Annotated in this window: 10 protein-coding genes; 9 read left to right on the top strand and 1 reads right to left on the bottom strand. The window is 54.8% G+C overall.

Features of this window, described 5'->3' with window-relative positions:
- Positions 1–9 precede the first annotated feature (9 nt).
- The 6 genes from ACZ5TN_RS08885 to glmM are packed head-to-tail and all read left to right on the top strand — an operon-like array spanning position 10 to position 8,512.
- Positions 10–912, top strand: coding sequence for a carbohydrate ABC transporter permease (locus tag ACZ5TN_RS08885; RefSeq protein ID WP_464916539.1), 903 nt, complete (start codon positions 10–12; stop codon positions 910–912).
- On the top strand, positions 909–2,156 hold the full coding sequence (locus tag ACZ5TN_RS08880; protein WP_464916538.1) for an ABC transporter permease subunit: 1,248 nt from the start codon (positions 909–911) through the stop codon (positions 2,154–2,156). The genes ACZ5TN_RS08885 and ACZ5TN_RS08880 overlap by 4 nt, the downstream gene beginning before the upstream one ends.
- 9 nt (positions 2,157–2,165) lie before the next feature.
- The gene (locus ACZ5TN_RS08875; protein WP_464916537.1) at positions 2,166–5,546 is read left to right on the top strand and encodes a glucodextranase DOMON-like domain-containing protein; all 3,381 of its coding nucleotides are present in this window, start codon (positions 2,166–2,168) and stop codon (positions 5,544–5,546) included.
- A 31-nt stretch (positions 5,547–5,577) separates the two neighbouring features.
- Positions 5,578–6,696 carry an ABC transporter ATP-binding protein gene (locus ACZ5TN_RS08870; RefSeq protein ID WP_011250726.1) on the top strand — a complete coding sequence of 373 codons (1,119 nt, stop codon included), beginning with the start codon at positions 5,578–5,580 and terminating at the stop codon, positions 6,694–6,696.
- 32 nt (positions 6,697–6,728) lie between these two features.
- Complete coding sequence (locus tag ACZ5TN_RS08865; protein WP_464916536.1) at positions 6,729–7,130, top strand: UPF0146 family protein; 402 nt, start codon at positions 6,729–6,731, stop codon at positions 7,128–7,130.
- Positions 7,131–7,159: 29 nt separating this feature from the next.
- The gene (gene glmM, locus ACZ5TN_RS08860; RefSeq protein WP_464916535.1) at positions 7,160–8,512 is read left to right on the top strand and encodes a phosphoglucosamine mutase; all 1,353 of its coding nucleotides are present in this window, start codon (positions 7,160–7,162) and stop codon (positions 8,510–8,512) included.
- A gap of 4 nt (positions 8,513–8,516) precedes the next feature.
- On the opposite strand, the gene ACZ5TN_RS08855 is transcribed toward glmM, so the two are convergent.
- Positions 8,517–9,332 carry an MBL fold metallo-hydrolase gene (locus ACZ5TN_RS08855; RefSeq protein ID WP_464916534.1) on the bottom strand — a complete coding sequence of 272 codons (816 nt, stop codon included), beginning with the start codon at positions 9,330–9,332 and terminating at the stop codon, positions 8,517–8,519.
- 211 nt (positions 9,333–9,543) lie between these two features.
- On the opposite strand from ACZ5TN_RS08855, the gene ACZ5TN_RS08850 reads away from it, so the two are divergent.
- The 3 genes from ACZ5TN_RS08850 to ACZ5TN_RS08840 are packed head-to-tail and all read left to right on the top strand — an operon-like array spanning position 9,544 to position 13,088.
- Positions 9,544–11,418: an OPT family oligopeptide transporter gene (locus ACZ5TN_RS08850; RefSeq protein ID WP_011250730.1), complete on the top strand. Its 1,875-nt coding sequence runs from the start codon at positions 9,544–9,546 to the stop codon at positions 11,416–11,418.
- A 52-nt stretch (positions 11,419–11,470) separates the two neighbouring features.
- Positions 11,471–11,836, top strand: a complete 366-nt coding sequence (locus tag ACZ5TN_RS08845; RefSeq protein ID WP_011250731.1) for a PqqD family protein — start codon at positions 11,471–11,473, stop codon at positions 11,834–11,836.
- A complete protein-coding gene (locus ACZ5TN_RS08840) occupies positions 11,820–13,088 on the top strand; it encodes a M20 family metallo-hydrolase (RefSeq protein ID WP_464916533.1) in 1,269 nt (422 codons plus the stop codon). Before ACZ5TN_RS08845 ends, ACZ5TN_RS08840 begins: the two co-directional genes overlap by 17 nt.
- Positions 13,089–13,171 lie beyond the last annotated feature (83 nt).

Here is a 13,171-nt window from a genome sequence, read left to right as displayed (position 1 = left end):
GGTGCTGAAATGAAGAAGACGACCGCTGCTGCACTGATGCTCATACTGCCCGGAATGGCCGCGTTCCTGTTCTTCAACCTCTGGCCGATAGTCTACTCGATTTATTTAGCTTTCACGAACGCCCAGCTTGGAAACTTCCCCATCTACAACCCCCAGAGCGCAGTTGAACCCATGCATTTCGTAGGCCTAGAAAACTTCAAGTGGGCGCTCTCGGACGACAAGTTCATCAACGCCTTCAAGTGGACGTGGATATTCGTATTCACGAGCGTCACACTGAAGGCCCTCGCAGGCCTATTCCTCAGCCTGCTCTACAACAGCAAGTACGTAAAGGGCAAGGCCATCTACAGGTCGCTCCTCATAATCCCCTGGGCGCTGCCGCTCCTCTTCTCGGTAACCGTGTGGAAGTTCATGTTTGATCCCGTTTTTGGCCCGATTAACCTTGTGCTCAAATCAATCGGCATTACCGGGCCCGACTGGGTGAACAACCCAACCTGGGGCTTCGTGGCCCTCAACATAATCGAGGTCTGGCTGGCCTATCCGTTTATGATGACCGTAATAACCGCCGCACTCCAGTCAGTTCCAGACACGTTAATCGAGGCGGCCATCATAGACGGAGCAAACTACTGGCAGAGAATTTGGAACGTCGTCGTCCCAATAGTTGGAAAGCCGATAGCCTTCGCGACCATACTCACGAGCGCCGCGAGCTTCCAGTACTTCATGGTGCCGTACATCTACAACGCGGGCCTCTTCGAGGACAGGTTCCTTCTGCTCTACGGCTTCAGGAAGGCATTCGGCGCCAGTCCGCACTACGGCAGGGCCGCGGCGATAATGGTGATAGCCACGCTAATCCTGGCGGTCTACATGTACGTGAACGTTAGGATAACCAGACTCCAGGAGGGTGCCAAGGGATGATGGGCCGTAAGAGATCCGAGATGCTCAAAAGCTTCGTCCTGACGTTGCTGGCTATCTTCATAATGTTCATAATCCTCTTCCCAGTGTACTACATCTTCACAGTCTCAATAAGCCCAAAATCAACGCTCGCAACGACCGAGCTGGAGCTCATACCAAAGCAGGTCACCCTGGATTCGTACAGAGAAGTCCTCTTTGGATTCTCCGGCGACAGGTTGATGGAGGACTTTGAAGGAAGGATAACCGGAAAGGGAACAATTCAGAACGGCAAGCTCTACGTAACAGACGGCACCTTAATCGGAACTGTAAAATACGGGCCTTTCACGGGCTTGAAGTTTGAGATTCCAGTTTCCAGGGCAACTTTCACCGTCAACAGCGGCTCCGGCAGTGGGGACTTCAGTGGAAATGTTAAAGGCACGATAATCCTGACGAGGATCAACGACGACGGAACTATAGGCTTTGGAATAGTCAGGAACGTCACACTCACAGAGGGGACGATTAACGGAGTAAAGGTCAGCGGACAGATGGACGGGTACATTAGAGCGAGGGACACCGGAAAAGCAGAATTCACTGCCCTGGGCAAGTTCGTGAACTCCAACTTCTTCAAGTACCTGAAGAACAGCCTCATCCTGGCGACCCTTACGGTAGTACTGGCACTGATCTTCGTCGTCCCGGCGGCCTACGCCTTTTCAAGGCTCCAGTTCTTCGGCAGGGAGCACATACTCTACTTCTACCTGATGTTCACGCAGGTCTCGGGCGGTCTCGGGATAGCGGGACTTATAGCCCTCTACGGAATGCTCGTCAAGCTCGGCCTCTACGGCAAGCTTCCGGTGCTGGCCTTCATCTACGCCGCAGGAAGCGTACCCTTCAATACATGGCTCCTCAAGGGATACATAGACTCGATAAGCCCTGACTTCGATGAAGCAGCACTCGTTGACGGTGCAAACTACTTCCAGATAATCAGGCACGTGCTCCTTCCAATGGCGCTCCCGGGAATAGCGACGGTGGCAGTCTTTGCGTTCATCGGCGGATGGACGGAGTTCATCCTCGCAAGCCTCCTCCTGGGTCAGGAAAGCCAGCCGCTGGCGGTGTGGATATACTCACTCCTGGGTGGAATCGGCAGGGGAATTGACTGGAGCTACTTCGCTGCTGCGGCGCTGCTGTTCGCCCTGCCCGTGTTCGTGATGTTTATCCTCGCCCAGAACTACATAAGGAGCGGCCTCACGGTTGGAGGCCTTAAAGAGTGAGGTGATAAGATGAAGAAGCTGGTTTCCCTTTTCCTTACCATTTTGGTGCTTGGAAGTATAATAGGAGCGAACGCCAAGTTCGCGCTGGCGGAAGAACCAAAGCCGCTGAACGTCATAATAGTCTGGCACCAGCACCAGCCCTACTACTACGACCCGATCCAAGATGTCTACACGAGGCCATGGGTCAGGCTCCACGCTGCCAACAACTACTGGAAGATGGCCCACTACCTAAGCGAATATCCCGATGTGCACGTTGCAATCGACCTTTCGGGTTCACTCATAGCCCAGCTCGCTGATTATATGAACGGGAAGAAAGACACACACCAGATAATCACCGAGAAAATAGCCAACGGGGAGCCCCTGACCGTCGAAGACAAGTGGTTCATGCTCCAGGCTCCTGGAGGGTTCTTCGACCACACTATACCCTGGAACGGTGAACCCGTAACTGACCAGAACGGGAACCCGATAAGGGACTTCTGGGACAGGTACACAGAGCTGAAGAACAAGATGATGAACGCTAAGGCCAAGTACGCCAACCTTCCGCTGGAGGAGCAGAAGGTTGCTGTAACAAACGAGTTCACCGAGCAGGACTACATCGACCTGGCCGTCCTCTTCAACCTCGCCTGGATAGACTACGACTACATAATGAACACTCCCGAGCTCAAGGCCCTCTACGAGAAGGTTGACGAAGGTGGCTACACGAGGGACGACGTTAAGACCGTCCTCAACGCTCAGCTCTGGCTTCTCAACCACACATTCGAGGAGCACGAGAAGATCAACTACCTCCTCGGCAACGGGAACGTTGAGGTCACCGTCGTCCCCTACGCCCACCCGATAGGGCCGATACTCAACGACTTCGGATGGGAGAGCGACTTTGACGCTCACGTCAAGAAGTCCCATGAGCTCTACAAGAAGTACCTCGGAGACGGAAGGGTTACTCCCCAGGGAGGCTGGGCGGCCGAGTCAGCCCTCAACGACAAGACCCTTGAAATCCTAGCGGAGAACGGCTGGCAGTGGGTTATGACCGACCAGCTCGTCCTCGACAGGCTTGGCGTCGAGAAGACGATTGAGAACTACCACAAGCCCTGGGTGGCCGAGTTCAACGGAAAGAAGATCTACCTGTTCCCCCGTGACCACGCCCTCAGCGACCGCGTTGGCTTTACCTACAGTGGAATGAACCAGTACCAGGCGGTTCAGGACTTCGTGAACGAGCTGCTAAAGCTCCAGAAGCAGAACTACGACGGCTCTCTCGTCTACGTTGTCACTCTCGACGGTGAGAACCCCTGGGAGCACTATCCGTACGACGGCAAGCTATTCCTCGAGGAGCTCTACAAGAAGCTCACCGAGCTCCAGAACGCTGGACTGATAAAGACGCTCACCCCAAGCGAGTACATCAAGCTCTACGGCGACAAGGCGAAGGAGCTCACTCCGAAGATGATGGAGCGCCTCGACTTCACTACTGAGGACAAGGTGAATGCACTTCTCAAGGCCAAGAGCCTCGGAGAGCTCTACGACATGGTTGGAGTCCAGGAAGAGATGCAGTGGCCCGAGTCAAGCTGGATTGACGGAACGCTCTCCACCTGGATAGGTGAGCCCCAGGAGAACTACGGCTGGTACTGGCTCTATCAGGCAAGAAAGGCCCTCATGGAAAACAAAGATAAGATGAGCCAGGACGCCTGGAACAAGGCCTACGAGTACCTCCTCAGGGCAGAGGCGAGCGACTGGTTCTGGTGGTACGGCAACGACCAGGACAGCGGCCAAGACTACACCTTCGACCGCTACCTGAAGACTTATCTCTATGAGATTTACAAGCTGGCCGGAGTCGAGCCCCCGAGCTACCTCTACGGAAACTACTTCCCCGACGGCCAGCCATACATTACGAGGGCGCTCGACGGCCTTGGAGAGGGAGATAAGAAGGAGTACTCAAGCGAGTCAGCCCTCGCTAAGGGAGTTGAGGTCTATTTCGAGGGCGACGGCATCCACTTCCTTGTTAAAGGCGATCTGAACGAGTTCGAGGTCAGCCTCTCCAGCCCGGACGAGAGGATCGGCAACACGTTCACAATCCTCCAGAAGAGGCCGACCGAGCTGAGGTACTCGCTCTTCCCACTCTCAAAGGACAGCGTTGGCATGCTGATAACGACCCACGTGGTCTATAAGGACGGGAAGGCCGAAGTTTACAAGGCCAAGGACTACGAGACAAGCGAGAAAGTTGGAGACGTTACCGCCAAGAAGACCGACGCCGGGGTTGAGGTCGTCGTTCCATTCGACTACCTCTCCAATCCGAGCGACTTCTACTTCGCGGTATCAACCGTAAACGAGAACGGTGAGCTGGAGGTAATAAGCTCACCGGTCGAGCTCAAGCTCCCCGTCCAGGTCAAGGGTGCAGTCATTGCTGACATCGCTGACCCTGAAGGAGATGACCACGGGCCTGGAACCTACACCTACCCAACTGACTCGGTCTTCAAGCCAGGTGTCTTCGACCTCCTCCGCTTCAGGATGCTCGAACAGGCCGACAGCTACGTCATGGAGTTCTACTTCAAGGATCTCGGCGGCAACCCGTGGAACGGTCCAAACGGCTTCAGCCTCCAGATAATCGAGGTTTACCTTGACTTCAAGGAGGGAGGAAACAGCAGCGCAATAAAGATGTTCCCTGACGGGCCAGGAGCCAACGTCAACCTCGATCCAGACCACCCGTGGGACGTGGCATTCAGGATTGCTGGCTGGGACTACGGCAACTTGATCGTCCTCCCGAACGGCACTACCATACAGGGCGAGATGCAGATTTCAGCCGATCCAACCAAGAACGCAATAGTTGTGAAGCTCCCGAAGAAGTACCTCCCAGGAGTCTCTGACTACGGACTCTACGCCAGCGTCCTCGTAGGTTCGCAGGACGGCTATGGTCCGGACAAGTGGAGACCAGTTGCCGTTGAGGCGGAGCAGTGGAAGGGCGGTGGCGCCGACCCACAGGCAGTCATTGCCGGCGTTGCACCGAGGGTTTACGACATGCTCGTCCCAGAGGGCTTCAAGCCAACTCAGGAAGAACAGCTCAAGAGCTACGACACAGAAAACGGAAAACTAGCGACCGTAGTTATGATACCTCTCGTCGAGGGCACCGGCGGAGAGAAGCCCACCGAGACCGAGACCCCCACAAAGACGACCACAACGACGACGAGCAGCACCGAGACCACCACTACAAGCACCACCGAGACAGCCACAACCACCACGACTACTACAACCACATCCCCAGGAGGAGGCGGAAGTGGCAGCGGATCCACCACTACCAGCACCTCCCCAGGCACCGGCGGTGGTGAAGAGGGTGGCGGAATCTGCGGCCCGGCGTTCCTCGTCGGTCTCGCAGTAGTACCGCTCCTCCTCAGGAGGAGGCGCTGATCCCTTTCCAATTTTATTTGGGGGTGATAAAATGGCGGAAGTAAAGCTCATCAACGTCTGGAAGCAGTTTGGCGACTTCACGGCCGTTAAGGATATGAACCTCCACATAAAGGACGGCGAGTTCATGATACTCTTGGGTCCAAGCGGCTGTGGAAAAACCACTACTCTGAGAATGATAGCTGGCTTGGAAGAGCCGACAAAGGGCCAGATATACATAGGAGACAAGCTCGTCGCCGACCCCGAGAAAGGTATCTTTGTCCCGCCCAAGGACAGGGACATTGCCATGGTCTTCCAGAGCTACGCTCTCTATCCGCACATGACCGTCTACGACAACATAGCATTCCCACTCAAGCTGAGGAAGGTTCCAAAGGACGAGATCGACAGACGCGTCAGGGAAGTCGCTGAGATGCTCGGCCTCACGGAGCTCCTCAACAGAAAGCCAAGGGAGCTTTCAGGTGGACAGAGACAGCGTGTCGCCCTTGGAAGGGCCATCGTGAGAAAGCCGCAGGTCTTCCTCATGGACGAGCCGCTCTCGAACCTCGACGCCAAGCTGAGGGTGAAGATGCGTGCCGAACTCAAGAGGCTCCAGAGGCAGCTCGGCGTCACCACCATCTACGTCACACACGACCAGGTCGAGGCAATGACGATGGGGGACAGGGTCGCCGTCATCAACCAGGGCCAGCTCCAGCAGGTAGGAACGCCTGAGGAGGTCTACGACAGGCCTGCGAACACATTCGTTGCAGGCTTCATTGGAAGCCCGCCGATGAACTTCATGGACGCCACCGTTACAGAGGACGGCTTTGCAGACTTCGGCGAGTTCAGGCTGAAATTCCTCCCAGATCAGTTCGAAGTGCTCCGGGAGAAGAACCTCGTCGGCAGGGAGGTCATCTTCGGCATAAGGCCCGAGGACATCTACGACGCCCTCTTCGCCCAGGTCAAGATCCCAGGGGAAAACATGGCCAGAGCACTCGTGGAGATCATTGAGAACCTCGGTGGAGAGAAGATAGTACACCTGAGCATTGGTGACGTTACCTTCCTCGGCAAGTTCCCTGCCGAGTCAAGGGTTCAGGAAGGCCAGGAAGTTGACGTCGTCTTCGACATGAGGAAGGCCCACGTCTTCGAGAAGGGAAGCGGGAAGGCCGTTTTCTGAAGGTTTTTAAGTCCTTTTCTTAATTTTATCTTATGTCGCTCGAGGACTTTGCGGATTTTATAGCATCCATGGTTCCGAAGGGAAAAGTCGTAGAGCTCGGAATAGGCTTTCAGTTCAAAGTGGCTCTAAGGTTAAAGGAGCTTGGCTACGACGTTCTTGCCGTTGACTGGAATCCCGCCTCGGTTGAGAAGGCCGGGGAGCTCGGGATCAACGCCGTTCGGGACGACCTCTTCAGCCCGAACCTAGAACTCTACCGCGGGGTTAAAGCCCTATACTCAATCCGACCCACTCCTGAGATAGTGAGGCCCATCCTGGAACTTGGAAAAAAGATGGGTGTTCCCGTCTATATTCTCCCGCTCGCCGGGGACGTCATGCCGAGAACCATGCGGCTCATCAACAACCGAGGCCTGGCCATATACGTGAAAGATATTTAAGGTTCGTCTCAACTCCCTACGGTGGTGGTATGAGGCTCTTTGGAACAGCGGGGATACGCGGAACCCTCTGGGAGAAAGTTACGCCAGAGCTCGCCATGAAGGTTGGAATGGCAGTCGGGACCTACAAGAGCGGGAAGGCCCTCGTCGGGAGGGACGGAAGAACTTCTAGTGTGATGCTGAAAAACGCCATGGTCTCTGGTCTTCTGAGCACTGGGATGGAAGTCCTCGACGCGGACTTGATTCCCACTCCCGCACTAGCGTGGGGAACGAGGAAGCTCGCGGATGCTGGGGTTATGATAACGGCCAGCCACAACCCTCCTACGGACAACGGGGTAAAGGTCTTCAACGGCGATGGGACGGAGTTCTACGTCGAGCAGGAGAGGGAGCTTGAGGAGATAATCTTCTCCGGGAACTTCAGAAAGGCAAGGTGGGACGAGATAAAGCCCGTTAGGAATGTGGAGGTTATCCCTGACTACATAAACGCGGTTCTGGACTTTGTTGGCCATGAAACGAACCTTAAAGTCCTCTACGACGGTGCCAACGGCGCTGGAAGTCTCGTAGCTCCCTACCTCCTGCGCGAGATGGGGGCAAAGGTCTTCAGCGTCAACGCCCACGTGGACGGCCACTTCCCGGGCAGGAAGCCGGAGCCGAGGTACGAGAACATAGCCTACCTCGGAAAGCTGGTGAGGGAGCTGGGCGTTGACCTCGCGATAGCCCAGGACGGGGACGCTGATAGAATAGCCGTCTTCGACGAGAAGGGGAACTACGTTGACGAGGACACCGTTATAGCGCTCTTCGCCAAGCTCTACGTTGAGGAGCACGGCGGCGGAACGGTAGTCGTCTCCATAGACACGGGCTCAAGGATAGACGCGGTAGTTGAAAGGGCAGGGGGAAGGGTCGTGAGGATTCCACTCGGACAGCCCCACGACGGCATAAAGCGATATAAAGCCATCTTCGCCGCCGAGCCCTGGAAGCTCGTCCACCCGAAGTTCGGCCCGTGGATAGACCCGTTCGTAACTATGGGCCTCCTCATAAAGCTCATAGACGAGAACGGCCCGCTGAGCGAGCTCGTCAAGGAGATTCCAACCTACTACCTGAAAAAGGCTAACGTCCTCTGCCCCGATGAATACAAGGCCGAGGTCGTTAGAAAGGCCTCCGAAGAGGTCGAGAAGAAGCTTTCCGGCGAGATAAAGGAAGTTTTAACTATATCGGGCTTCAGGATTGCCCTCACTGACGGCTCGTGGATTCTGATAAGGCCGAGCGGAACTGAGCCGAAGATAAGGGTCGTGGCTGAGGCTCCAACCGAGAAGAGAAAGGACGAGCTGTTCGAGATGGCTTATTCAACAGTTTCTAGGATTGTAAAGGAAGCCGAAAAGAAATAAAGACTCAGACGAACCTCGCGGGCCTCAAGGTTCTCACCGCTATTTCCTTTTTGTTAACAGTTATCCTGAAGCCTTCCTTGGCGACGTACGTCTTTACGCCGGTTACGTTCTCGATGTACTTTGCCTCCTTGTAGGGGTTGGCGAAGTGCATCTTCATCCCGATGTGGCTCATCACGAGGACTTCCGGCTTTTTCTCCATGCTCTTGAGCATCTCAACGGCGTCGTCAGTGCTCAGGTGGTAAGGAATGCCCATGTCCCTAGGTCTCGTTATTGCCGCTATCAGGACCCTAGCCCCATCATGCCAGCGGACGAGGTCGTCGAAGTACGCCGTGTCTGGAATGTAGGAGATATCACCGAGGGCCGTCCTCATCCTGAAGCCTATTGTTGTTGGGTCGGAGTGCTTGCTCGGGGTTATCAGTAGCTCCTCGTCTCCGATCGAAATCTTGCTTCCAGGTTCCGGAATGTGCACGCTCTCAAGGACGTTTATGTGATACTGGCTTATCGCCGGCGTGTGTTCCTCGTCGCCGTAGACAACGCTCTTCGATGCTATCAAAACACCCCTCTTCTTCAGCGCTCCGCCGGTCATTGCCTCGACCATGACCTCAAGGTCGTTGCAGTGGTCGACGTGCCTGTGGGAGACGAAGATTGCATCCAGCTTCCTGGGGTCGAGCTTGTAGCGCCAGCTCCTGACCAGTGCTCCTGGCCCTGGGTCAACGTAGATGTTCCTGCTGGCCGCTATGTGGAATCCTCCCGTGGAGCGGAACTGGGTTATGGTGATGAACCTCCCCCCTCCGCTCCCGAGGAACGTAATCTCTATCAAAGGGACACCTCCCAGTTCTTTTGCAGACGTAAGAGTATTGCCTAGGGGGTATATAAGACATTGCCTACAGTCACGTCCATCAGCCCGCAATGGGGGAACCCGCCACTGCAACACAAGTTCGACGTCAAACCAGAAAACATCTGACAATACAAAACGTTTTTATAAACCGGAGTACAAAGTGATATGCCATTTACTACAGGGGGTGCAACCCATGGAGTTCAAACCATATATTCCCCCAGAGAAATCCCTGCCTGAATATACCGTAAAGGCGTTTGTTCTGGGCGTCCTTCTATCGATAGTGATGGGTGCTGCCAACGCCTACCTCGGAATGTACGCAGGAATGACCGTCAGTGCAAGCATTCCCGCAGCGGTTATCTCAATGGCGATACTCTTGGCTTTCAAGGACAGGAACATCCTTGAGAACAACATGGTTCAGACGGCGGCCTCCGCAGGCGAATCGCTCGCTGCTGGAGTCATATTCACCTTCCCTGCCCTAGTAGTTCTCGAGTACTACACCACGTTCCCATACTACATCGTGACAATCATAGCAGCGCTCGGTGGCTCCCTCGGTGCACTCTTCACGGTCGTACTGAGAAGGGCTTTTATAGTCGAGGAGAAGCTCCCCTATCCAGAAGGTACCGCCTGTGCCGAAGTTCTTATAGCCGGCGATAAGGGTGGAAGCCACGCCAAACCGATATTCTACGGTGGAATCTTCGGCGGCATCTACAAGCTCCTGGGCCAGACGGGCCTGTGGAGCGGAACAGTTGAGACCGCCAAGATGATAGGTTCCCGCGTCTACTACTTCGGAAGCGACCTCTCCGCGGCCCTCGTTGCCGTCGGTTACATTGTTGGTCTCAACATAGCGTTCCTGGTATTCCTCGGTGGTGCAATAGCATGGTTCATAGCGATACCCCTCTATGCGGGCCAGATGGGTTCAACCGACATGAGTGCCCTCGACCTTGCCTGGACGATATGGAGTACCAAGATCCGCTACATGGGTGTCGGTGCGATGGTCGTCGGCGGCCTGTGGAGCCTCATCAAGCTCAGGGGGCCGATAACCAGGGGCATCAAGGCGGGTCTTGAGGCTGCAAAGAGAAGGCAGGCTGGAGAGGCAGTTCTTAGAACTGAAGAAGACCTTCCGCTCAACTACGTTCTTATCCTTATAGCAGCCTTTGCAATACCGCTGTTCCTGCTCTACTACCACATCATAGGCTCAATCGGAATTGCCGCAGTTATGGCCGTGATACTCCTTATCGTCGGCTTCCTTGGAAGCGCGATAGCTGGCTACCTCGCGGGTGTCGTCGGGTCATCAAACAATCCAGTTTCAGGAATCACCATAATGAGCCTTCTCTTCACGGCCCTTGTGCTAAAAGCCCTTGGCCTCTCCGGAACTGAGGGCATGGTGGCCACGATCCTCGTCGCGGCGGTTATCTGTACCGCAGCTGCCATAGCAGGCGACACGATGCAGGATCTCGCAACAGGTTACCTCGTTGGAGCGACGCCGAAGAGACAGCAGGTCTTTGAAATCATTGGAACGTTTGCCGCGGCCCTCGTTATGGCTCCCGTGCTCAACCTCCTCATAGAGGCCTACGGAATAGCCGGAACACCAACAGCCAAAGAAAACGCCCTCGCGGCACCCCAAGCCTTCCTCATGGCCAAGGTCACCGAGGGTGTCTTCACCGGAAACCTGGAGTGGAAGATGGTCTACATAGGTGCAGGCATTGCAATAGCCCTCATAATCGTTGATGAGATACTCGCAATGAAGAAGGCAAAGTTCAGGACTCCCGTCATGCCCGTTGCGGTCGGTATCTACCTGCCGCTCAGCCTTGGTGTCCCAATATTCATAGGCGGTCTGATAAGGCACTTCGCCAGCAAAGCCAAGGGCAACGGTGGAGAGGACATGACCGACGCTGGAGTCCTCGGTGCGGCAGGACTAATAGCCGGTGAGGCCCTAATGGGCATTATCTTCGCGGCCCTCATCGTTGCCAACGTAGCGCCGAGCGTCGGGTTCACCAGCAACGTCCTTGGAGTCCTCCTCCTAGCCGGAATTGTTATCTGGCTCTACATGATGGGCAAGAAGAAGTGATTTCTCTTTTCCACTTCTTCTTTGATTTAATTTTGCACCCGGAGGAATAACCATGGAGGAGTACCTGAATTTAATTCCAGTAAGAAACGAGAAGATCAAGCTGAGGAAGATTGACGGAAAATATTACCTCCTCATCCCCATGGACTCGATGCTTGACTTTCTCGCGAGAAAACTCCATGGGGATTACCGAAGAATAGAACTCGACGAAGTGGGTGCGTACATATGGGAGCTCTGCGACGGGCGGAGAACGGTCAGGGAAATCGGAAAGGCCCTCAAGACCCGCTTTGGGGACGAAGTCGAACCCCTCTACGAGCGTCTCCTTGTTTTCCTTCTCAACCTCCACAAAAGGTATCTGATTACGTTTATTAAGCCCAATGAAGAAATCGAAAATGGTGATTACCATGAGCGAAGTTCTTGAAAAAGTCTCTCTAGAGATCGACAGGCTCCGGGACGAGATGGTGAATACACTCGTCGAACTCATCAAAATTCCGGCCATAAGCCCTGATTACGGCGGCGAGGGAGAGTACGACAAGGCCCAGAAGCTCCTCGAGATAATAAAGGACTGGCCCTTTGACAGGGTTGAGGTTTACGAGGCCCCCGATGAGAGAGCAAAGAACGGCGTTAGGCCGAGCATTCTAGCTTATTATTACGGAGAAGAGGGCGAAAAAAGCCCGCGCCTCTGGATTCTGACTCACCTCGACGTTGTCCCACCCGGAGACCTGAGCAAGTGGACTGTGACGGAGCCGTTCAAGCCCGTCGTCAAGGACGGAAAGGTCTACGGCAGGGGATCAGAGGACAACGGACAGAGCCTCGTCGCTTCCCTTTACGCGGTCAGAGCCATGATGAACCTAGGAATAAGGCCGAAGAGGACTGTAATACTGGCCTTTGTCAGCGATGAAGAGACGGGAAGCCACTACGGAGTTGAGTGGCTGATAAAGAACCACCCAGAGCTCTTCAGGAAGGATGACCTCGTCCTCGTCCCGGACGGTGGAAACGAGGATGGAACCTTCATTGAGGTAGCTGAGAAGAGCATCCTCTGGTTCAAGCTGAAGGTTAGGGGGAAGCAGGTTCACGCAAGTATGCCCGACAAGGGACTGAACGCCCACCGCGTCGCCCTTGACTTAGCGTACCACCTCGACAAGCTCCTCCACGAGAAGTACAACAAAAAAGACGAGCTGTTTGAGCCTCCGGAGAGCACCTTTGAGCCAACGATGGTCAAAAACCCAGCCGATTCCCCGAACATAGCCCCAGGAGAACATGAGGTCGTCTTCGACTGCAGGGTTCTGCCGGATTACAGCCTCGATGACATTCTCAACGATGTTAAGGCCCTCGCCGACGAGGTTAAAGAAAGGCACAAGAGGGAGATAGAAGGCAAAGTTCTGCCCGAGATAGACGTTGAAATCCTCCAGAGGCTCGACGCTCCAGCTCCAACCGACCCAAACAGCGAGATAGTTGTTCTCCTGAAGGAAGCCATCAAAAAGCTCCGCGGAAAGGAGGCCAAGGTTGGAGGAATCGGCGGTGGAACCTTCGCGGCCTTCTTCAGGAAGCTTGGGGTTCCTGCGGTGGTCTGGGCTACGCTCGACGAGACCGCCCACCAGCCCAACGAGTACGCCAAAATAGACAACATGGTGGAAGACGCGAAAGTCATGGCAGCGCTGGCGCTTCTCTGATGTTCTTTTCCTTCAACTTTAACCGCGGTTGAAACAATCGAGATGTATTTATACTCCCAACCCATAGTAATCTTGGTGATCGC

The sequence above is a fragment of the Thermococcus sp. JCM 11816 genome (assembly GCF_055396515.1).
The sequence above is the reverse complement of the archived record's forward strand: the minus strand, read 5'-3'. Positions and strand labels throughout refer to the sequence as shown.